The 22770-nt window shown below is 36.9% G+C and carries 23 protein-coding genes and 1 other RNA gene; 18 read left to right on the top strand and 6 right to left on the bottom strand.

Annotated features, from left to right (window positions below):
• The first annotated feature begins 47 nt into the window (after positions 1-47).
• The 3 genes from ASG21_RS11370 (at position 48) to ASG21_RS11360 (ending at position 2649) form a co-directional block, all read left to right on the top strand.
• Positions 48-884, top strand: a complete 837-nt coding sequence (locus ASG21_RS11370; RefSeq protein WP_056079885.1) for a 1,4-dihydroxy-2-naphthoyl-CoA synthase — start codon at positions 48-50, stop codon at positions 882-884.
• A 70-nt stretch (positions 885-954) separates the two neighbouring features.
• Positions 955-1887, top strand: a complete 933-nt coding sequence (gene menA / locus ASG21_RS11365; protein ID WP_056079882.1) for a 1,4-dihydroxy-2-naphthoate octaprenyltransferase — start codon at positions 955-957, stop codon at positions 1885-1887.
• Positions 1888-1962: 75 nt separating this feature from the next.
• On the top strand, positions 1963-2649 hold the full coding sequence (locus ASG21_RS11360; protein WP_056079879.1) for a metal-dependent hydrolase: 687 nt from the start codon (positions 1963-1965) through the stop codon (positions 2647-2649).
• Between the two features lie 64 nt (positions 2650-2713).
• On the opposite strand, the gene ffs is transcribed toward ASG21_RS11360, so the two are convergent.
• An RNA gene (ffs, locus tag ASG21_RS19945) (signal recognition particle sRNA small type) lies at positions 2714-2810 on the bottom strand.
• Between the two features lie 131 nt (positions 2811-2941).
• Between ffs and ASG21_RS11355 the strand changes: the two genes are divergently transcribed.
• From ASG21_RS11355 to ASG21_RS11300, 12 genes are all read left to right on the top strand, one after another.
• Complete coding sequence (locus ASG21_RS11355; protein ID WP_056079877.1) at positions 2942-3538, top strand: DUF4199 domain-containing protein; 597 nt, start codon at positions 2942-2944, stop codon at positions 3536-3538.
• A gap of 52 nt (positions 3539-3590) precedes the next feature.
• Positions 3591-3848, top strand: a complete 258-nt coding sequence (locus ASG21_RS11350) for a DUF6364 family protein (RefSeq protein WP_056079874.1) — start codon at positions 3591-3593, stop codon at positions 3846-3848.
• On the top strand, positions 3849-4268 hold the full coding sequence (locus tag ASG21_RS11345; RefSeq protein ID WP_056079870.1) for a PIN domain-containing protein: 420 nt from the start codon (positions 3849-3851) through the stop codon (positions 4266-4268).
• A gap of 33 nt (positions 4269-4301) precedes the next feature.
• On the top strand, positions 4302-5252 hold the full coding sequence (locus tag ASG21_RS11340; RefSeq protein ID WP_056082357.1) for a glycosyltransferase family 2 protein: 951 nt from the start codon (positions 4302-4304) through the stop codon (positions 5250-5252).
• Between the two features lie 5 nt (positions 5253-5257).
• Entirely contained in the window at positions 5258-5641 is a 384-nt protein-coding gene (locus ASG21_RS11335; RefSeq protein ID WP_056079867.1) for a hypothetical protein, read from the top strand.
• Complete coding sequence (locus ASG21_RS11330) at positions 5641-6345, top strand: DUF2807 domain-containing protein (protein ID WP_056079864.1); 705 nt, start codon at positions 5641-5643, stop codon at positions 6343-6345. Before ASG21_RS11335 ends, ASG21_RS11330 begins: the two co-directional genes overlap by 1 nt.
• A gap of 33 nt (positions 6346-6378) precedes the next feature.
• On the top strand, positions 6379-6720 hold the full coding sequence (locus tag ASG21_RS11325) for a hypothetical protein (RefSeq protein ID WP_128414286.1): 342 nt from the start codon (positions 6379-6381) through the stop codon (positions 6718-6720).
• Positions 6721-6748: 28 nt separating this feature from the next.
• Positions 6749-8464, top strand: a complete 1716-nt coding sequence (locus ASG21_RS11320) for a phospho-sugar mutase (protein ID WP_056082354.1) — start codon at positions 6749-6751, stop codon at positions 8462-8464.
• 62 nt (positions 8465-8526) lie between these two features.
• Positions 8527-9780 (top strand): aminotransferase class I/II-fold pyridoxal phosphate-dependent enzyme, encoded by a 1254-nt coding sequence (locus ASG21_RS11315; RefSeq protein ID WP_056079858.1) that lies wholly within the window; start codon positions 8527-8529, stop codon positions 9778-9780.
• A gap of 87 nt (positions 9781-9867) precedes the next feature.
• On the top strand, positions 9868-11217 hold the full coding sequence (locus ASG21_RS11310; RefSeq protein ID WP_056079855.1) for a serine protease: 1350 nt from the start codon (positions 9868-9870) through the stop codon (positions 11215-11217).
• 20 nt (positions 11218-11237) lie between these two features.
• Positions 11238-11762, top strand: a complete 525-nt coding sequence (locus ASG21_RS11305; RefSeq protein ID WP_056079852.1) for a hypothetical protein — start codon at positions 11238-11240, stop codon at positions 11760-11762.
• A gap of 94 nt (positions 11763-11856) precedes the next feature.
• Complete coding sequence (locus ASG21_RS11300) at positions 11857-14715, top strand: VIT domain-containing protein (RefSeq protein ID WP_056079848.1); 2859 nt, start codon at positions 11857-11859, stop codon at positions 14713-14715.
• 57 nt (positions 14716-14772) lie between these two features.
• Here ASG21_RS11300 and ASG21_RS11295 read toward each other — a convergent pair whose 3' ends face one another.
• Positions 14773-15423, bottom strand: a complete 651-nt coding sequence (locus ASG21_RS11295; protein ID WP_056079845.1) for an NAD(P)H-binding protein — start codon at positions 15421-15423, stop codon at positions 14773-14775.
• Positions 15424-15697: 274 nt separating this feature from the next.
• Here ASG21_RS11295 and ASG21_RS11290 point away from each other — a divergent pair, with 274 nt between their 5' ends.
• Both ASG21_RS11290 and ASG21_RS11285 read left to right on the top strand, forming a co-directional pair.
• Positions 15698-16723, top strand: a complete 1026-nt coding sequence (locus ASG21_RS11290) for a rod shape-determining protein (RefSeq protein WP_056079842.1) — start codon at positions 15698-15700, stop codon at positions 16721-16723.
• A 571-nt stretch (positions 16724-17294) separates the two neighbouring features.
• Positions 17295-17795, top strand: coding sequence for a hypothetical protein (locus tag ASG21_RS11285; protein WP_056079839.1), 501 nt, complete (start codon positions 17295-17297; stop codon positions 17793-17795).
• 25 nt (positions 17796-17820) lie between these two features.
• On the opposite strand, the gene ASG21_RS11280 is transcribed toward ASG21_RS11285, so the two are convergent.
• Entirely contained in the window at positions 17821-18852 is a 1032-nt protein-coding gene (locus ASG21_RS11280) for an aminotransferase class V-fold PLP-dependent enzyme (RefSeq protein WP_056079836.1), read from the bottom strand.
• Positions 18853-18934: 82 nt separating this feature from the next.
• On the opposite strand from ASG21_RS11280, the gene ASG21_RS11275 reads away from it, so the two are divergent.
• Positions 18935-19588, top strand: coding sequence for a metal-dependent transcriptional regulator (locus ASG21_RS11275; protein ID WP_056082349.1), 654 nt, complete (start codon positions 18935-18937; stop codon positions 19586-19588).
• 33 nt (positions 19589-19621) lie between these two features.
• Here ASG21_RS11275 and ASG21_RS11270 read toward each other — a convergent pair whose 3' ends face one another.
• From ASG21_RS11270 to ASG21_RS11260, 3 genes are read right to left on the bottom strand one after another with little or no spacing between them, the layout of a single operon-like run.
• Positions 19622-20767, bottom strand: a complete 1146-nt coding sequence (locus tag ASG21_RS11270) for a hypothetical protein (protein ID WP_056079833.1) — start codon at positions 20765-20767, stop codon at positions 19622-19624.
• A 5-nt stretch (positions 20768-20772) separates the two neighbouring features.
• Complete coding sequence (locus tag ASG21_RS11265) at positions 20773-21681, bottom strand: TssN family type VI secretion system protein (protein ID WP_056079830.1); 909 nt, start codon at positions 21679-21681, stop codon at positions 20773-20775.
• A gap of 58 nt (positions 21682-21739) precedes the next feature.
• Positions 21740-22681, bottom strand: a complete 942-nt coding sequence (locus ASG21_RS11260; protein ID WP_056079826.1) for a type VI secretion system baseplate subunit TssG — start codon at positions 22679-22681, stop codon at positions 21740-21742.
• Positions 22682-22770 lie beyond the last annotated feature (89 nt).

Below are 22770 nucleotides of genomic sequence, written 5' to 3'. Positions count from 1 at the left end.
TCAAAATTTCTCCCTAAATCCTTATCTTTGGGCAAAATTATTACAAAATGATCGAGTGGAAAACCGTGAAGGAATACGACGATATTACCTATAAAAAATGCAACGGCGTAGCCAGAATTGCCTTCAACAGACCGGAAATCAGAAATGCTTTCAGACCAAAAACAACCTCAGAACTGTATGATGCTTTTTATGATGCATCAGAAGATCCGTCTATTGGTGTAGTATTACTTTCAGGAGAAGGACCAAGCTCTAAAGACGGAGTCTGGGCATTCTGCAGTGGCGGCGACCAAAAAGCCAGAGGTCAGCAGGGTTACGTTGGCGAAGACGGAAGACACCGTTTGAATATTCTGGAAGTTCAGCGTTTAATCCGTTTTATGCCTAAAGCTGTGATTGCTGTTGTTCCGGGATGGGCTGTAGGTGGTGGTCATTCACTTCATGTAGTTTGCGATCTGACTTTGGCCAGCAAAGAACACGCGATTTTCAAGCAGACTGATGCCGACGTAACGAGTTTTGATGGCGGTTATGGATCAGCATATTTAGCAAAAATGGTCGGACAGAAAAAAGCGCGTGAAATATTCTTTTTAGGTAGAAATTATTCAGCTCAGGAGGCTTTCGATATGGGAATGGTGAATGCTGTGATTCCTCACGACGAGTTGGAAGACACTGCTTACGAATGGGCTCAGGAAATTCTGGCCAAATCTCCGACTTCCATCAGAATGCTGAAATTTGCGATGAATTTAACAGACGACGGAATGGTTGGTCAGCAGGTATTTGCAGGTGAAGCAACCCGTCTGGCTTATATGACCGAAGAAGCAAAAGAAGGCCGAAACGCTTTCCTCGAAAAAAGAAAACCGGATTTCGGAAAAGATCAGTGGATCTCTTAATATAAGTAATGAGTAATGGGTACTGTGCAATGACATATTACTCATTACTTATTGCCCATTACTCATCATTATGAAAGATTGGATACATGCCGCAAGGCTGAGAACTCTACCGCTGTCCCTGAGCGGAATTATCATGGGATCATTCATCGCAAAATGGCGACTCTACAGCGAAGGCGGAACCTGGGACTGGAAAATATTTGCACTGGCACTTTTAGTGACTTTGCTTTATCAGATTCTTTCAAACTACGCCAACGATTATGGTGACGGTGTGAAAGGAACTGATGCCGTAAGAGCCACTGAAGCAGAAGCAAGAGCAGTTGCCTCAGGGAGAATTACAGCAAAACAGATGAAAAATGCTGTAATTGTATTCTCAGCGCTGTCGTTTCTTGCTACAGTTGCACTTTTATATTTGGCATTTATCCCAGAACACATGGATGAATTTTACATATTCATCGGTTTGGGTGTTGCCTGTATTTTAGCCGCAATTGGTTACACTGTCGGTAAAAAACCTTACGGATACATAGGATTGGGAGATATTTTCGTTTTCATTTTCTTTGGATTGGTTTCCGTTTGTGGTAGTTATTTTCTGTTTACCAAGACCTTCAGCTGGGATATCTTGCTTCCAGGTGCAGCGATCGGAATGATGAGTATGGCTGTTCTAAACCTGAACAACATGAGAGACATCGAAAGCGACAGATTATCAGGTAAAAACAGTTTTGCTTTAAGAATTGGTTTTAAAAATGCAATGATTTATGAAATCGTACTTCTGCAACTTCCGATAATCCTGATTTTTGTATTTCTATGCCTCCAGGGATTCCTTCAGACACAGCAGTATTATGTGTTTATCGTGATGATTTTACTTTTACCTATGATGAAAATCAGAAGACAGATTATGTCTGTAAAAATACCGAGAGAACTTGATCCGTTCCTTAAGCAGGTGGGGATTTTGACGCTGGTAATGGCTGTTTTGACGGTTTTGGGATTGAATTACTTTGGACTCTAAATCAGATATTTATAGAATTATAGAGAAGCATCATTTGATAAATTCGAAAAAATTCGTGCAATAAAAAATTATAAAATGAAAATACAATTCTTAGGACAAAACTGTTTTTTGTTCACTTATAAAGACAAAACGATTCTTTGCGACCCTTTTTACAATTACAAAAAGGCTGAATCAGGATTTGAAATCTCAGCTCAGAAAATAGATTATATTTTGCTGACACACGCACACGGAGATCACATTGCTGATGTGGAAGAGGTTTTGGAACATTATCCGGAAGCCACGATTATTGGAGTTCCTGAAATCTGCGGATATTTCAACAATGCAAAAAACACCATCGATGTCAACCTTGGAGGTTCTGCAAAAATCGATGACTTAAAAATCTCAATGGTTCCTGCTCATCACACAAGCTCGTTTCCTGACGGAAGTTATGGAGGCGTGCCTGTTGGATATATATTCAGACTGCCTGAAGGTAAAAACATTTATTTGGCAGGAGATACCGGGGTAATGGCAGACATGCAGTTATTTCCTGCTCTATACGGGAATTTAGACCTGTCAATTCTTCCGGTTGGCGGTCATTACACAATGTGTGCAAAAAAAGCAGCTTTCGCAGCAGCAGAACTTTTGAAAACTCCAAAAGTTATCGGTTGTCATTTTGACACTTTCGCTCCGATAGAAATTGATCATCAGGAAGCACAAAAGCAATTCGCAGATAAAAATGTGGAATTTATTTTACCGAAATTAGGAGAAACATTCGGGATATAACAAAAAAATGAGAGATTAAGTAATTTAAATAAAATCATCTTAATCTCTCATTTTAAAAAATAAAAAATGGCAAGCTACCTAAATCACACCGCTCAACCAATTACCTTTGCTGCGTTCCCACCCTGGAGGATTCTCAGGAGCTGGTTGTTTAGGACTTGCCGTTGCAAATATAGGAATTAATATTAAACCTCAAAACTGTATAACAGAAAAATCGGATGAAAACCTACTAAATTAAGGCTAATCGGCTGAAATTTAAGTTAATAATTTTTCATCTTTTTGTAAATTTTTAAACATGACTAAAAGTCCTACCACCTTCGGAATTATCCTTTTTATTGCTACAATGACTGTCTTTTTTGTAGTATATGCTTTTTTCTCCGGAATCAATTATTTTGATATCTCACTGAAAGTGAATGCTTTCCTTCTTCCCGTTTTATATGCAGGAACTGCCTTTTGGTCTGTAAAAACCCATTGGAACAATAACCGTTATGTAACTTTTAAGGAAGCCTTCAGCAGAGCATTTTATCCCATGTTCATCGGTGGATTTTTATCGGTAATCACCATTTTTCTTTTCCTGAATTTTGTTGACAGGGATGCCAAAAAACTGTTGAATTATCAGTATGTAGAAAGACAGAGAACTGAATTAAATGCAGAATACACCTCCGCAAAAAAGGTGTTAAAACACCAGAAAGACATTGATGAACTGGAACAAAAGTATAAGGAAACCCTTCAGAGAGTAAGCGACGAAGCAGTGAAAGGAAAAGATATGCTTTCAGCAAGTCATTTTGCGGGATATTTTGCAGCGATACTGATATTTTACCTAATTTTGTCATTGTTTTTCGGAGCATTTTTCAGAACAAAATCAAAGCCTGAAGACGAGGAAGCTGCGTAAAAATTTGCAGATATATTTTACAATACGTATATTTGCTTAAAATACACGTGTAATGACAACTAAATTAACATTAACAATAGAAAAGAGCGTCATCGAAAAGGCTAAAAAATATGCAAAAGGTACGCAGAGAAGCCTTTCTGAGATGGTGCAGAAGTATCTGGAGAGCTTAGTAATGGAAAAAACAGATGAGGAAGAAATGTCTCCAATTGTTCGAAAACTTGCAGGAAGTCTAAAATTTCCAAAGGAAGTTAGCGATGAAGATTTAGACAATTACAGAAGAGAATATCTTGAAAAAAAACATTTACTCTAAATGAAATTTTATATTGATACTAACATTGTAATAGATTTCATTATTGAGAGAGGGAACTTTTTTTATGAGGCAAAAAAGATATTTGAATTAAGTGAGCTTAAAAAAATTTCAATCTTTATATCTTCCCATACAATTGCAACAGCACATTATATTTGCAAAAAACATTTCAAAGAAAATGAGATTAGGCAAGTTTTGGATGATTTGCTTCTGATTGTAGATGTAATTGCGGTTGATGAAGATATCATCAAAAAATCTCTAAAATCTCATCATAAAGATTTCGAAGATGCTATTCAGATTTTCTGTGCGCATCAAGTAAAAAATATTACGGGGATTGTTACAAGAAATATCAAAGATTTTTCTACATCAGAAATTCCGGTCTTTGCACCTGATGAAGCATTAGATTATATCCGAAATAATTAATTTTAAAGCAAATAAAAATTCACTTTGAATAATATAAATTTATCTATAGTTATTCCGTTGCTGAACGAAGAAGATTCTTTGGAACAACTTTTTTCAAGAATTGACAAAACGTGCGAAACCAGCAATTTATCGTACGAAGTTTGGTTTGTAGACGACGGAAGCACAGATCTTTCGTGGAGCATTATTGAAAATCTTAAAGTACAGCATCCCCAGATTCACGGGATCAAATTTTCTAAAAACTACGGAAAATCTCAGGCGCTTCATGCCGCTTTCGCAAGAACTCACGGTGATGTAATTATCACAATGGATGCCGATCTGCAGGATTTTCCCGAAGAAATTCCTGAACTCTACAGAATGGTAATGGAAGAAAATTATGACATCGTTTCCGGTTGGAAGAGAAAGCGTTTTGACAATGTTATGACCAAAAATATCCCTTCAAAACTCTTCAACGCTGCGGCGAGAAAGGTTTCGGGAGTTTATCTTCACGATTTCAACTGCGGTTTGAAAGCATATAAGAAACAGGTTGTAAAATCAATTGATGTGTACGGAGATATGCACCGTTACATTCCTGTTTTGGCTGCCAATGCAGGTTTCAGAAGAATTACCGAAAAAGAAGTTCCGCATCAGGCAAGACCTTACGGAACCTCAAAATTCGGAACTGAAAGATTCATCAGAGGCTTTTTAGATTTGGTAACACTTTGGTTTGTAAGCCGTTTTGGGGGAAGACCAATGCACTTTTTTGGTGCGGTAGGAACGATTATGTTTATCGTAGGTTTTCTTTCAGCTTTCTGGCTGGGCGTTTCAAAACTGATTGATGTTGCACGTGGAATTTACGGTCATTTAATTACCAATAATCCTTGGTTTTTCATTGCTTTGACAATGATGCTGATGGGAACTTTGCTTTTCATTGCAGGATTTTTAGGTGAAATGATTATCAGAACAAACCGTGAGCATAAGAATTATAATATTGATGAAGTGATATAAATTGTATGAAATATTGCCTGATCATTTTAAGTCTTTTTTTATTTTCATGCACGGAGATAAAAACCAGTGAACCGATAACTGCCAAATGGGAATTTATCAGTATTAATGACGGAAAGAAAAATGAAGTCGACAGTAAAATGCTGAATAACACCAAAAAGGAGAATGGAACGGGCACTTTGGAATTTAAAAATGATTTGTCTTTTTCATCTTTGGGAAGTAAAAATAACAGTAAAGGTTCGTACACTTTAAAAAACGGGATTTTAATGATGCAGTATTCTGATCTGCCCGAACCAATAAAATTTAATTATTCGTTAGTGGAAGATAAATATCTTCTTCTGACCAATACAGAAGGTAAACCACTGACGTGGCTTTATAAAAAAAGTAAATAATGAAAAAAGTTGCTTATTCAATCTTAATTTCAGCGTTGGTAATCTCGTGTGGAAAAATTTCCCCCGAAGGCAACATCGAAAATAAGGAAGTAAATGTTGAAGAGTTTGTAAACCTAGATATGGAAGGGAAGTTCCGTGTGTTTTATGCGAGAAGTAATAAAAATTATGTGGAAATAGAAACCTATCCCAACATCGCTGACAATCTGGATGTGGAAGTGAAAGATAAGACACTTTCAATCAGGGAAAACAGAAAAACGAAAGGTGTAGACTTCTACAATGTCATCATTTATTCTAAATACAATCTTGAAAAAGTTTCGATTGCAGATTCTGTTGAGATGAATATTTCAAGTGAAATTAAAACAGATAATTTCAGATTAAATCTTAAAAATCATGCCACTTTCATGGGTTCCGTAAACACCAGAAGGGCTGAAGTGGAAATGCTGAACCGTAGCCGCGCCAACTTTTTAGGACAGACCAAAGATGCAGTCATCAAAATTTCAGATACTGCAAGCCTGATTGCGCCGTACTGGAGAATTGAAAATTTAAAAATAGATTCCAAAAACGGAAATTATGCAGAGGTCAATGTGAAAGATTCTTTGAAAGGAAATATTCAGAATACTTCAAAATTTGTATATTACAACGATCCAATCCGTGCCTTTAAAGTGGAGAAAACAACGAAGGTGGAGAATAAAAAATTGCAATAATTGATTTAATAATCAGTTTTTATCCATTTAAATATGAAGAAATTTTTAATTTGCTTCTCTATGACATTTGTTTTGGTAACATCCTGTGTGTCAACAAAAGTCAGCTCTGACAATAATTTTGATTATTCAGTTTTACAGCAGAACACAAATTATATCATAGAAACCAGAGATTATAAAAAGATCAGACAGTTTAAGTTCGTCAGTCAGACAAAAGATTCCATCACTGGAAAACAGAAAGATCAAGAAATTAAGCTTAACAAAAACAAAATATTACAGATAAAAAAGCCCAGCACAGGAAAAACTGTTGGGTTAATTGCAGGAATTTTAGCAGTAGCCGGAATTGGCAGTTTTATACCAGCAGCAGTTAGTAATTAAATAGACACAAAAATATAATATGTCAGAAATATCCACATTAGAAAAAGCACAACTTTGGCTTAGCGACACATTCGATCAGGAAACAAAAGACGCCGTTCAGGCTTTAATCAACAGCAATTCTCCAGACTTGGAAGATTCTTTCTACCGTGAATTAGAATTCGGAACAGGAGGAATGAGAGGCGTGATGGGTGTTGGAACCAACCGTTTAAATAAATACACGTTAGGTCAGGCAACACAGGGACTTGCGAACTATATGTTAAAGCAATTTCCAAATGAAGAAATTAGTGTAGCTATCGCTTATGATGTACGTCATAACTCAAAAGAATTCGGAAAACTGGTGGCTGATGTATTGACGGCAAATGGAATAAAAGTTTTGCTTTTCAAAGACCACAGACCTACACCGGAATTGTCTTTCACCGTTCGTGACAGAAAATGTACGGGAGGAATTGTTCTTACGGCTTCCCATAATCCACCAGAATATAACGGTTATAAAGTGTATTGGAACGACGGTGCGCAAATAGTTCCGCCTCATGACGAAGCAATCATCAACGAAGTTTATTCTGTTAAATTTGAAGAAATTAAATTTGATGGAAATGATGATTTAATTGAATGGATCGGCGAGGAGCAGGACGACGTTTACATCGACGCCTGTATCGAAAATTCCACTTATCAAAATGTTGAAAAAGGAAATCTGAATATCGTTTTCACATCTATTCACGGAACAACCTATACAACAGTTCCAAAGGCTTTAGAAAAAGCAGGATTCAAAAAAATAGATTTGGTAACCGAGCAAATGATCCCAAGTGGGAATTTCCCAACAGTAGATTCTCCGAATCCGGAAGAACCTGCAGCTTTGGAAATGGCGATGGATCTTGCAAAAATTACCAATGCAGATATCGTGATCGGAACAGATCCGGACGGCGACAGACTGGGAATTGCGGTGAGAAATCTTGAAGGCGAAATGCAGCTTCTTAACGGAAATCAGTGCAATACTATTCTGACTTACTACATCTTAAACGAATGGAGAAAGCAGGAAAAAATTACAGGAAAAGAATTCATCGGTTCTACCATCGTAACGTCTGATATTTTCTTTGATATCGCTCAGAGATTCGGTGTTGACTGCAAAGTTGGACTCACCGGATTCAAATGGATCGGGAAAATGATCCGTGATTTTGAAGGAAAAGAAAAATTCATCTGTGGTGGCGAAGAAAGTTTCGGGTTTATGACCGGAGATTTCGTCCGTGATAAAGATTCTTGTGGAAGTATCGTTCTTGCGTGTGAAATCGCAGCGTGGTGCAAAGCCAATGGCAGAACGATGTACGAGTATCTTATCGAAATTTATCAGGAACTTGGATTGTACTACGAAGGATTAATCAACATTGTAAAAAAAGGACGTGACGGTGCAGAAGAAATTCAGAATATGATGAAGAATTTCCGTGAAAATCCACCAAAATCATTGGCAGGATCGCCGGTTGCAGAAGTTAAGGATTTCAAAGAGCAGACGAATTTTGTTGTTGCTGAAAATGTAACCAAAACGATGAACGATATTCCAAAATCAAACGTTTTGATCTATTATACAGAAGACGGAACGAAAGTTTGCGTAAGACCTTCGGGAACGGAACCGAAGATTAAATTCTATGTTTCAGTAAAAGATTCTTTGGCATCAAAAGAAGAGTTCGAAGAGAAAATTCAGACTCTTGAAGCAAAAATTCAGCAGATTAAAACAGATTTGCAATTGGATTAAATGGAATGTTAATACTTAATATTCTGTCAACAATATTAAAATAAATTTAAATAAAAAGTAAAGTGAAAGTTTCAAAATTAGCGGCGAACCTGATCGGTTCTGAGATTGTAAAAATCGGTAATGAAGTAAATGATTTAAAGGCAAAAGGAGCAGAGATTGCAAATCTTACGATTGGTGATTTAAATTCTAATATCTATCCGATTCCTGCAAAATTAAAGGAGGAAATTCAAAAAGCATATCAGAATAATTTAACCAACTATCCGCCCGCAAACGGACTATTATCTTTACGAAAACAGGTTTCAAACGACCTTAAAAACCGATGGAATCTTGATTACGATGCCAACGATATTCTGATTACTGCAGGCTCAAGACCATTGATCTACGCTGTTTACAAAACGATTGTAGATGAAGGCGACAAAGTAGTTTACCCTACTCCGTCATGGAATAACAACCATTACGCTTACCTTACATCTGCAGATGCTATTGAAGTAAAAACAACTCCGGAAAATAATTTTCTTCCCACAGCTGATGACTTAAGACCTCATTTGTCTGGTGCAGTTCTGGTTGCGCTTTGTTCTCCTCTAAATCCTACGGGAACGATGTTTACAAAAGACCAGCTGACAGAAATCTGTAAATTGATTTTAGAAGAAAACAAAAACAGAAGTGAAGACGAGAAACCTTTGTACTTAATGTATGATCAGATCTATTCAAACCTGACTTTTGGTGCAGAACATGTAGATCCGGTTTCACTTTTCCCTGAAATGAGAGAATACACAATTTACATTGAAGGAATCTCAAAATGTCTTGCTGCAACGGGAGTTCGTGTAGGTTGGGGATTTGGTCCGGCTCACATTATTGACAAAATGAAAGCGCTTCTTACCCACGTTGGAGCATGGGCACCAAAGCCTGAGCAGGAAGCAACAGCTAAATATTTTGAAGATGCTGCAGATGTGAATGCGTTTATCGACGATTTCAAAGGTAAACTGGAGACAAGTTTAAAGGTACTTCACGCCGGTATTCAGGATTTGAAAGGAAAGGGTCTTGCAGTAGAATCTATCGAGCCGATGGGTGCTCTGTATCTGACTATTAAACTAGATTACATCGGTAAAACAAAACCCGACGGAACAGTAATTGAAAATTCTTCGGACTTGGTTTTCTACTTAATCAACGAAGCGGGAGTTGCTTTGGTGCCGTTTTCTGCTTTTGGTGAGGCAAAATCTGAGCCTTGGTTCAGAGCTTCAGTAGGAGGTTTGGCAACCGAAGAAATTTCTTCAATGATGCCTAAACTTGAAAAAGCTTTAAATAATTTAAAATAAATTCAAAAAATATTTATAAATTTATCAATGTTGATTCTATTTTTTAGAGTCAACATTTTTTTATTAAAATTTAAATCAAAATCACAAATGAATAACGACCATCACGAATCCGGTGAGGATTTTAAGGAAAACAGACAGCCTGAAAATAATTCGCAACAGAATGAGTTTTCAGAGCCCTCCGCGCCGGAAAATGAAATTCAGACTGAAACTACGGAGATTCAAAATGATGAAGTTTCAGAAAAACCTGTAACAGTTCCTCCGACAGCAACTCCTGAAAACAAAAAGAAAAATCCCTACAAAATTGCTTTTTTCAGTCTCGGCGGAATTATTCTTCTTAGTGGAATTTCCTGGTTCGGATATAAATTTTACAAAGAAAGTCAGACAGCAGAACCAATTGTGGAAAACGCCTGTCTCGACACCGATACCAAAATTTACGATGCATACAAAGATGCTGTGGTGATGGTGAAACACCGTTACGGCTACTTCGCAAGAATCAAGGGCAAAGAAATTCAGCTCAGCGTTCCTGAAGCTACCGAGGAAACACTTTACGGAACGGCTTTTTTCGTTGACAAAAATGGAAATATGATTTCCAACAGTCACGTTTTACAACCATGGAACACAGCCGAAAATAAAGAAAGAATTCTTACCAACACCAACAATTTCAAACTGAAAATCGCTTCAATTTTAACGACAGATATTTCTGAAGACGGTTACGAAACCTTCATCGCCTCCAACTGGGGAAATGCTTCTTCAGAATATTATGAAGAGGGCGATGGCGAAGATTATGACGAAGGTTCAGAAGGGAATTCGGGTGAAGATTTTGTGAGTTCGTCTGATGCATCAGTAAGTGATACGGTTGGCGAACCTTTAGATATCGCAGCTTCGATTCCTCAAAAAGACTATGTTTCTCAGGATGAAATTCAGGTCTATATGAAAACTGTGGACATCGCCGTGGCACTTCACGATTCTTCTGATGAATGGTTGCCGTGCACAGTTGAAAAAATTGCAGACGAAGAAGGCGTAGACCTCGGCATACTGCAGCTTTCAAATAAACAGACTCCCGATACAGTTGTAAATACCGTCAGTCTTGAAAATTCTGTCACAGATGATAAAGCCTTGAAACCTGGTGAAAAAGCTGTTATGATCGGTTATCCTTTAGGCGAGGATTTAGCAATGACCAATTCAGGCGTAAAAGTTCAGCTGTACAACGGCCAGATCAGTAAAGAATCTGACGGAACGAAAATACAATACAGTGTAACTTCTACTCACGGTGCAAGTGGCGCTCCGGTTTTCAATAACTGCGGACAGCTGATTGCGGTAAATTTCAGTGGAGTAGAACAGATTCAGGGTTATAACTTTGGAATTGTGTCTAAACAGATCCGGTCTTCATTTCCTTTTTTAGCAGTTGGAACAGCTTCAGTAATTCCAAATAAATAAAATTAAAATACCAAATCACTATGAATTTTAAAAAAACCATTACACTCGCAGCCTTCGCACTTACATTGCAGCTCAGTGCCCAAACCAATGTCTTCCAGAAAACAACCTGGAAAATTGAGTCAATCTCAGCCGATGGAAAAGCAGTGCTTAAAAAAGCGAAAAAGATTAATCTGCCTTCTGAACAGAGCAAATTTCATTTTCTGCAATTCGACAATGAAAAATTTGACACAGGAAATTCCTGTTTCCACATGGACGGCCGTTACAGTGTTTTTGAACCGAATACAGTTGAATTTTCCGCGGGTGCAGCAGATATGGCAGGGGATTGTAAAGAACCCAAAAGTCTTACAGGAAGCTACACGTATGTTTTGAAAAAAGATACTCTCGAGCTCACGCCAGCAGAAAAAATTGACTATGATGAGCCGATGCCGGAAGCTGCCGTTATGGAAGAAGATGCATCAGTGGAAACAGCGGGAAAAGCCGCCGCAGATGTACAGAATTCCTCCAAAAAACCTGCTGAGAAATCACCAAAAAAAACAAAAAGATAGTTTACAGTTTTCATCAAAAAAAATCACAATTCACAGTTCACAAATTTTAAATAAAAACTAAAATTTGAATTAGTTTAAATTATAAAGACCAAATATGAAAAAAGTTATCAGTTTAATGGCAACGCTTGCTTTCACAGCTGCGTTTGCACAGATTCCTACCTTAGAGGTTTCCGGTGAAAAAAAGCATCCCGTAACTCTTCAGGATGCAAAATTTGAAACAAAAATTTTAGGAAATCTTGCCACTACAACGGCAACCTACACATTTTACAATCCCAGTAACAGACTTCTGGAAGGAACGCTCACTTTTCCACTTCCGGATGGGGTGAGTGTAAGCGGATATGCGCTGGACATCAACGGAAAACTCAGAAATGCTGTACCTGTGCCCAAAGAACGGGCGAAAGAGGTTTTCGAAAGCATTGAAAAACGAAATGTTGATCCAGGAATTATCGAGAAAGTTCAGGGAAATAACTTCAGAACAAGAATTTATCCGTTGCCTCAAAAGGGAAGCCGTACCATTCAGATTACATATCATCAGGAATTGAAAAATACACCAACCGAATATCAATATTTTATGAGCTTTGCCAAAGCTGTGAGTATTCCTAAGTTTGAAATGAAAGTCTGGATCAATGATGGAGCTTCAACGCCAAAAATCATCGAAAATCCCGATGGAAGTTTTTCCTTTCAAAAGCAGGGAAATCAATGGATTGCAGCCATTTCAAAAGAGAATTTTACACCGAATGAAAGTTTAAAAGTTAACATTCCTAAAACCAATCAGACTTCCAATGTTCTTTTGCAGAAGGCGTCGGGCGATCAGTCTTATTTTGCGGCTAACGTCAACGTAGATTTTCCCCAAAAAGAGAAAGCAAAATCTCAGAAAATAGCCATTATCTGGGATAATTCCTACAGCGGATCAAAAAGAAACCGTGACATGGAACTGGATTTTTTAAATGCATATTTCACCGACAACAAAAATGTTTCAGTTTCTCTGGTTACTTTAAGCAATACTTTAGACAAAGCAGAGGAATTTACTGTTTCACAGGGAAATTGGATAGATTTAAAAACGAAAATTTTAAACCTAAAATACGATGGTGGCACTGATTTCGGAGCTCTGAAAGAAATAAATGGGGTCGAAGAGTATCTCTTATTTTCAGATGGTATTTCAAATTTTGGAGATGTAAATATTAAATTTAAAAAACCTTTAAACAGCATCACGAGTACGCCAACCTCAGATTTTAATCTGTTGAAAATGCTCGCTAACCAATCCGGCGGTAATTTTATTAATTTAAATGAAACCGATACCCAGACGGCTTTAAAGAATTTTAGAAAATTACCTGTCCGTTTTTTAGGTTTTAAAGATAATCCGAATATTAAGGAAGTTTTTCCGAACATTGGTTCTGTGGTCAATGAGCCGGTCAATATTTTTGGAATCACTTCAGGAAATCTGGGAAAACTGACCGCGGTCTTTTCAAACGGAAGTGAAAAATTTGAATTTACTGTAGATTTTTCCAATGCTTCATCAACGGAAAACTGGCAGATTGCACAATTCTGGGCTCAGAGAAAAATTGATGAACTGGAAATAAACCCATCCAAAAACCGTGAAGATATAAAAAACATCAGCGAACAGTTTGGTATCGTTAGCAAAAATACCAGTCTGATTGTTCTGGATGATATTAATGATTATGTTCGTTATAAAATCACGCCTCCACAGGAATTGAAAGCGGAATATCAAAGGATCGTTTCTCAAAATAAAGGAAGAATTTTAGAACAGAGAAGAAATCTTTTATCCAAAGCGTTCGACAAAACAAGAGAATTAAAAACATGGTGGAATACAGATTTTAAATCTGTCGAGAAAAAAGAATATCCAAAGATTACAAATCAATCTACTGTTCAAAGAGATTCTGTAAGTTCTGGAGATATAAGAGAAGTGATGGTTACTGGAGCTCTCGGTATCAGACGAAAATCAGATATGGCAATGGAAGTATCGAGGGCGGCAAAAATGGAAGAAAGAGAATCCCAGCCAAAAGGAAAAATCACTCTGGTCGATGTAGAAAGTACCGCAGAATACATGAAAGATTTTCAGAATCTGCAGTCAGCGGATGTAATTTATCAGAAATATCTTGAGAACAGATCAAAACACGAAAAGCAGGTAACTTACTACTTCGATATTTCAAAATTACTGTTTAAAAAAGGAGATAAAGTATTGGCTTTAAAAGTTTTAAGCACACTCGCAGAACTCGATCTTGAAAACGAAGAACTGTACAAAATCATATCATATCTGCTGAAACAGCGTGGCCATTACGACAAAGAACTTTGGATCACCCAAAAAATTCTGGAGTGGAGACCTTTCGATGCTCAAAGTCACAGAGATTATGCATTGGCTTTGGTTGATAATAAAAGACCACAGGAAGCTTTAAATATTTATAAATCAATATTATATCAGGAATTTACAGATGAAATTGCCAGTCGTGACAACGGTATTGAGGAAATCTTAATTATGGAAATCAACAACATCCTCAAGCAGAATAAAAATGTGGACGGAAGTAAAATTGATGACCGTCTAAAAGCTGATTTGCCTGTAGATATCCGCGTTGTGATCAACTGGAATAAAGACAATACCGACATCGATCTTTGGGTAACAGACCCGAAAGGAGAGGACTGCTCGTATTCTCATAAATCTACTCAAATTGGTGGCAGACTGAGCAACGATTTCACTCAGGGCTTTGGTCCTGAACAGTTTTTGCTTAAGAAGGCAATTAAAGGAAAATATAAAATCAAAACCAATTTCTTTGGTGAGAGACAGAATATTCTCTCGGGGCCAACCACGATTATGGCTGAAGTTTATCTGTACTATTCTGACGGCAGACAGGAAAGAAAAATCGCTGTTTTCCAGAATCAGAAAGACAACAAACCTGAAAGCGACAGCAAAATTCTGATTGGAGAATTTGAATTTTAGGTGAAACTAAAAATGCCGGAGACTATCTTCGGCATTTTCTTTTAATATAATTCCAGTTTATGCTTTATCTGCAAATGCAAAAATATTTCCGAGTTTGATGCTGGAATATCCACTGCTTTTTATTTTTGCTGAATTGATCATCGCTTTGGCCAGAATCTGTGTAGGTAATGGTTTATGACTTTCCAGAAGTCCGATTTTATTGGCAAATTTAATTATTCGTCCACCTAAAACTTCGCCGTTTCTCTCAGAATCTTTCCGTTCAAGCATTCCGGGCTTAAAAATGGTAATCTTGTTGAAATGAAGCTCTCTGACTGCATTTTCAAGTTCGCCTTTCATCCTAGAATAGAATATTTTTGACTTTGCATCCGCGCCGTAAGCCGAGACCAAAACAAAATCTTCCACATTATTTTCTCTGGCAGATTTGGCAAACTGATACTGATAGTCGTAGTCTACTTTCCATTGCGCGTCTTTACTTCCGGCATCTTTCAGGGTTGTTCCAAGGCATGAAAAAGCAACATCACCTTTTACAAGATTTTTCCACTGATCCGGCTTATTAAAATCTACCACATGAACTGTCAGTTTATCATTAAATATTCCCAAAGGTTTTCTGACGAAAATATCGACAGCTGTGTAATCAGGATCATTGAGAAGTTGCTGTACAAGATCTTTGCCTGTGGCGCCTGTTGCACCAATAACTAATGCTTTCATGAGTGGAGAAATTTGGAGTTTGTCTAATTTATGAAAAAAAGATTCAAAACAGAAGAGAATCTCCCGTAAATACTGCAATCAGCATTCCGAAATTCAAGCAATTTTTCAATTTAATAATGAAATAGTATTTGAAAATAAAATTTATGCAGTTTTTGTAATCAGAAATGTAAGAAAGAAAGTTTTATTTTAACTTATGTTTAACAGCCAGATCCAGTGGTTTTGGACTTTTAATACAAGTTTTAGCCGTACATTTATCGATTATAAATAATGATTGATGGGGATATTTGATATGTTTACGGAAGAGATTGCGATCGACTTGGGAACGGCCAACACACTGATAATTCACAATAATAAAATTGTCATTGACGAGCCTTCTATTGTAGCGATTGATCGTTTAACAGGGAAGGCAATTGCGGTAGGAACTCAGGCAAAACTGATGCAGGGTAAAACGCACGAAGATATTAAAGTAATCAGACCGCTGAAAGATGGTGTTATTGCAGACTTTCATGCATCTGAACATATGATAAAAGAATTTATCAAGCAGATCACACAGATCAAGGGTAAACTGATACAGCCGGCACTTAGAATTGTAATCTGTATTCCGTCGGGAATTACTGAAGTTGAAAAAAGAGCAGTGCGGGATTCCGCTCAGAAGGTAAATGCTAAAGAAGTTATTTTAATCTACGAACCAATGGCAGCAGCCATAGGAGCGGGGATTGATGTTGAAAGTCCTGAGGGAAATATGATTGTAGATATTGGCGGCGGAACTACTGAAATTGCCGTCATAGCTTTAGGTGGAATTGTTGTTGACAAATCATTAAAAATTGCAGGAGATGTTTTCACTAATGATATTTCATACTTTATCAGAACGCAGCATAACCTGAATATTGGTGAGAGAACAGCCGAAAGAATCAAGATTGAAATCGGTTCTGCACTGGAAGAACTTGATTTTGATTTAGATGATATTGCAGTTCAGGGACGGGATTTAATTACGGGTAAACCTAAAGAAATTATGGTGAGTTATAAAGAAGTTTTCAGAGCTTTGGATAAGTCGATTATGAGAATTGAAGATGCCATTCTTGAAACCCTGTCAATAACTCCGCCGGAACTGGCAACAGATATTTACAAAACAGGAATTTTTCTGGCAGGCGGTGGCGCATTGTTGAATGGTTTAGCTGAAAGACTTCACAGAAAAACGGAATTGCCGGTGTTTGTTGCGGAAGATCCTTTAAGAGCGGTCGTTCGCGGAACTGGAATTGCGCTTAAAAATAAAGATAAGTTCAGATTTCTGATGAAATAGTGAATTTAAATATTGAAAGTTTGGAAGTTGCTGTATACTCAATCATTAAAATTTTAAATGGTGATTTTAAATTTTAAAAATTTCCTAAAGCGTTTTAAAACACAGAGGTCATGATCAGCAGTCATTTGTCTTTCCGTCGGAATCTAAACTGCCTTATTTTCAGTGCGTTGAGATTCCTACGGAAATTTTTATTAAGTTGCGGACATTTTAAAATTTTATGTAAATCCGTTCCAAGTCTGCAGTTTCAGATAAAAAGTATTTTTTTGTTCCTCAGTTCTGAATGAATTTATACCGGCATTTTAAGTTCCTGTAAAATGAAAAAATGTGCTGAAAATTATATTTTTACAGATTAGGAACAAAAATTCTATTTTACATCTTCAAGCTCTAAAAGAGTGGATTCAACCATGTTTGCAGACAAAATGGAAACTCTGCGAAATACAAAAGTTAACATAATATAAATTATAGGATTTTTTATAATTCAATTTTACAGAGGTTAAGACTCAAAAAATTCAGACAGTTTGTAATATCTTGCTTAAATTAGCCTAACCAAAATTTAAGAAAATCAATTCTAATGAAAAAATTAATATTTGCCAGCGTTTTGAGCGTACTTGCTCTAAGTTGCAAGAAAAAAGAAACTTCAAAACAGGATCCTGTGAAAACAGATTCTGCCGAAACTGTTCAGCAACCGGTTGACACTTTGGGCACCAAAACTTTTTGCTACATGAAAGTAACCGGTAAAGATACAGTTGTCGCCAGCATCGACGATAATTTAGGAACTTTGATAGGTAAACTTGCTTACAAAAATCACGAAAAAGACAGTTCTAAAGGTGATGTTACAGGTTTCAGATCTGGAGATACGCTGAAGCTGACTTATGAATTCGCCTCTGAAGGAACCACCAGCAAACGCGATATTTTCTTCTTACAGAAAGATAATTCACTTTTTGAAGGCTTAGGCGATCAGAAAGATAATGGCGGACAAATGGTTTACGCCAACGAAAAGAAAATTTCATATCCCGAAGACCAGAAACTGGAATCTGTTGATTGTGAAAAAATAAGTAAATTATTAAAATAGGAAAACAGCCAATTGGCTGTTTTTTTTATAGAAGTTCGTTCAGTTCATCCAGAAATTGATCAGTTGCCAAATCTTTTGTATTCCACGATGTAATGAGCCGAATCGCTGATTGGGTTTTATCAGTTCTCTGCCAGACATAAAATTCAAATTTTTCTGAAAGCTGTTCAATGACAGAATTATTCAAGATCGGAAAAATTTGGTTCGTCGATGTGTCACTCAGAAATCTGATTCCTTTATCAATCATAAAATTTTTAATTTTCATCGCCTGAAGATTTGCATTTTTTCCCAGCTGAAAGTATAAATCATCTTTAAAAAGTTCCAGAAACTGAATTCCCAATAGCCTTCCTTTAGCCAAAAGTGCTCCTTTTTGTTTGATATTAAATGCAAAATCCTGCTGCAATTCTGCGTTATTAATGACAATGCCCTCTCCTAGCAAAGCTCCGTTTTTTGTCCCACCGATGTAAAAAACGTCAGTTAATTCAGCCAGATCTTCAAAATTCACATCATTGATTTCCGAAGTCAGAGCCTGCGCAAGCCTTGCTCCGTCCATAAAAAGATAAAGATTATTTTCTTTACAAAACTGAGAAAGTTCTTCTAATTCTTTTCTCTGATAAATCGTTCCCAACTCTGTAGAATTTGAAATGTAAACCAGTTTCGGCATCACCTGATGAGGAACATTTTTATGATTTTCAAGAATCGGAATAATATCTGAAGGTCGTAGTTTGCCGTCAGCAGTTTCTATCCCTAAAATTTTATGTCCTGTTGCTTCAATAGCGCCGGTTTCATTATTCAGAATATGTCCGGTAGTTGCAGAAATGACTGCCTGATAAGGTTTTAAAATGGACGAAATTACAATCAAATTAGCCTGGGTTCCGCCGGAAACAAAATAGATTTCAGAGTGCTCAGACTTTAATTTATTCTTGATTAATTCTTTGGCTTTTAACGAATAAATATCTTCTCCATAACCCGCCTGCTGATTTTCGTTATGATCCACTAAAGCCCTTAAAATAGCAGGATGAGCTCCTTCCGAATAATCGTTTTTAAAAGAAATTTTCATCCCGTAAAGATAAAATTTAAATGTAAATTTTTATTCATGAAACATTATTTTGTTAGATTTGTATTTAAAAGTTTCTAACATTTTGAAAGCAACACTTACCGAAGAAAATTATCTCAAAGCACTTTTTCATTTGGTTGATTCCGAAAACAAGGTGACAATCAACGAACTGAGCAAGTTTTTGAATGTGAAAATGCCCAGCACAAACAACATGATGAAAAAGTTTGCTGAAAAAAACTGGGTTATTTACGAAACCTATAAACCACTCACCGTAACGTCTTCCGGAATGCGTGAAGCGGCTCTGGTTGTACGAAAACACCGCCTTACGGAAATGTTCCTGGTGCAGAAAATGAATTTTGGCTGGGAAAATGTGCACGAAATTGCGGAGCAGCTGGAACATGTACATTCGCAGGTTTTTTTCGATAAAATGGATGAAATTTTAAATTTTCCAAAATACGATCCGCACGGTGAACCGATTCCAGATAAGAAAGGAAATATCATTGCTCAGGATTTGCTGCAACTGTCAAACTGTGCCGTTGGTGAAAGAGTAATTTTCACATCGCTCACTCTATCTGATGACGGCTTTCTGACGTATCTTACAGATAAAAATCTGTTACTAAACACAGAAATTTTGGTTCTCAAAATAGAAAATTTCGACAAATCAATGACAATCGAGATCAATAATTCTAAAGAAATTCTGAGCAGACAGGCCACCGAGAAAATCTTAGTAAAAAAATAGGGACATTTTCTTGAAATGCCCCTATTGTATTTTTTAATCTAAAACACTCCAACCGCGTTTAGGATTGCTGTTTGAACTCACTTCCTGCTCAGTGACAATAATATTTTCTTTACGCTGACCAATGTATTCAAGTTCGCTGAGTTTAGCAAAAATAGTATCAAGACTTCTCATTAACAGCTGGATCTGAAACAGATGATCGCCAGAATTATGATGGTCATAATTAATTTCAGCAACCGTTGAAAGCTGATTGAGAAGGGTGTGCGGCGCTATTTCGCTCCATTCCAGACTGTAATTCAGCATCTCTTCCAGTTCTGCAGGAACAATCATCTGTGTGGAATTGTAAATTTTTAAAGCCAGTTTCGAGAATACTTCAGTTAAAAATATAGGTGATTCATAAGGAACCACATTTCTGAACTGAAAATACACATCTGCAAATGTATTTACCATCGTTGTGCAGAGATTTTTCACGTTGATTGCCAATGCTGTGTTAGCATTTTTATGTGAAGATTTCTGAATTATTTTAAATGAATACTGCTGCAGGTTTCCGATATATTTTGCAAAACTGTTGTAATATTCCAACAATGACGGATGACTCTGAACTGAAGTACACGGCGGAATAAAATTACTGTCAACCTGTGCAATATTACCTTTCAGATTTACCTTTCCGATTACCAGATAATTTCCACCGGCATATCCTTGGTTTACAGACTGCAAAGGTAGCAGTTCAATATGGTAATTGGGCTGGGAATATGGATGTCTTGGCGGAATTTCGTCTGCATCAATATCTCCGAACGGTACTTTTTCGAAGGGATTTACCGAAACCAGAATGTAAAATTCCCCGTCGGTATTATTTTCTTCGAAGTTAATAAATTTAGCAAGAGATTTCACACTCACCTTCCTGTCTCTCAACTCAATACGGTAACCAGCTGCAGTGACTGCGCTACAGTTTTTTATGGTAAGCTGGACGTCGTTGGTGGCTGTATTGTGAACATCAAAGACTGTCTTATCTGTGTATTCATTTGAAATCGGAAGCAATCCGTAATTGTAATTGCTGATTTTTATTGAATTGGAATCCCTGATATGATCTAAAAGATGGTTATCCTGCTCATTAAGATGTCTCTGCGAAACCTTCATGCCATCTACCCAATTGATGCCGGGATGTTTAATTGGCTGTATCATTATGATTAATATTTTGTGTTATTCAGTTTGCCTTCTTCCTGATGCTGTATCACTCTTTTACAGATGATGACATCGTTTTCTCTGATACCGTTGGTGTTGATATCATTTTCAAAATCAATATATTTTCTAAAGCTGAAAAATGATTTTTTAATATAAAATATCCAGTAATACGACTCTCTCGAACTGTCCGTAAGATGAATAACAGATCCCGGATTTTTGTGGTTGTAATCATCCACAACCCTGTAAAACCAATCACCAAAATGTATGCCTGTAGGAAGTGTTTTAGCTTTAATTCTGAATCTGTTGGAGTCTTCTAGATTTTTACTCAATTCAACATTTAAAACCATTAGACGGTCAAAATCAACTCCGTCAAAGTCCGGTAGCTTTTGGTCGGGACTATAGTGCCACGTTCTGTAAATATCCACAGGAATGCTGATGAGCTGAATATAGCAATAGTAAAATACCAATGGTACAAAGAATGTAATTAAACTGGTGGCTGCCATCACCGGATATCCGGTATCTTTACTTACCCATCTGAAAATTAAAACGAATAAATATCCGCCTGCCAAAGTACAGGTTACAGAAAGAATACTCTCAAACAATACAATAAATACATTTGATTTTAAATGTTTTCTGAAAAACCTATGCAGCAGATTGACATGTAAAATACCCAGCAGTAAAAAAATAAGCTGAGAGATCAGATACCCGTAAGGATTGAATGTGTTGCCCAAGTAGCCTAAAAATCCGGGAATTGCCAGGCAGAGACTGCACAGAAGAATGTAAATGATAACAGTGCGAATTTTTACAGCAGGTTTGTTTCGGGTAATTATACCCAAAATAAACATCATGATTACCGCTATAAGCGGCATAAGAATGTACCGTAGAAAAATACCTTTTACTGAAGAAACGTCCATAATTTCTTTTTCAAATTAAGTTTGTGTAATGTTTGTCTTGTAAATATAGTAAATAAATTCAGAGAAATGTAGAATATCCCAGTCTTGTCTGGTTTTCTTCTTCCTCATCCAGCACAAATGAAGACGGCCGCTTTTCCGTAACAAAATTCTCTTTAAAATCTGTATTCAGAGGCAGGCAATATTCATAAAATGCGGTAAGGGTTTTTTTGAAACGGCTTCCTTCCACAAAATCTTTCATTCTGTCATATGGGATGGGACCGATGTTCACGACCCAGTTTCTTTCACCGTCGAAATGTCTGCCACTTGGGATATAATCTAATCCCAAACGTGAATTTCCCAGAAATACAGAACTGCTCTCCTCCTCTATTTTTTCAAGAATTCTTGCTTCAAAAGTCACTTCAACAGGAATTTCGAGAAATGCACTCAGGCACTGCTCAAAAAGTCTTTTGTCACCTCTTATTTTATGCAGGAAAGGTAGAATATAGACAAAAATACATGCAGAATTTCTGTCAAGAAGTTTTATAAGTGGCCAGAGTTCGCTGAACGTTTTGATGAGAGAATCGGTCTGACTGTTAAGATCAAACTCCTGCTCCTTCAGTAAAGCGGTAATTTCTGTGAAAAATACTTCAAGCTCGAAAGGCCGGAAAAATTTCCGTGCGTCATCTTCTACCTTTTTTTGGCGGCGTATTTCCTTTACAACGCTTTCTACGTTATTCCGTTTTGAATTGAGTGATGGCGGATGGAAAATACCTTCCGGAAGATAATCATAAATACCTTCGCGATACGTTTTAATATTGTAAATCTCATCATCAAAACCAAGATACTGTTTGGTGATGGTTTTAATATCTTTGAGATAAGCTCTGTCATTGATTCCCAGACGCTCTACAAAAACCAGAGAAAGCGCGCTGTGGTACTTCATCAGATTTACAGCTACAGCTTCCGCCCTGAAGTCGGTCTGCAGTTTATTGTATTGCATTTCCAGAATGCCGTGTTCATACATTTTATAGTGGGGTTTGGTATCGTAAAGATAAGATAAGTTCTAAATTTAGAAAATATTTAGTTTAATTTTTTTATAAAATTTTTAAAATA

The organism is Chryseobacterium sp. Leaf394 (assembly GCF_001424105.1).
Classification (GTDB): Bacteria; Bacteroidota; Bacteroidia; order Flavobacteriales; family Weeksellaceae; genus Chryseobacterium.
Note: the sequence above shows the minus strand (reverse complement) of the source record. Positions and strands in the feature narration are given on the sequence as shown.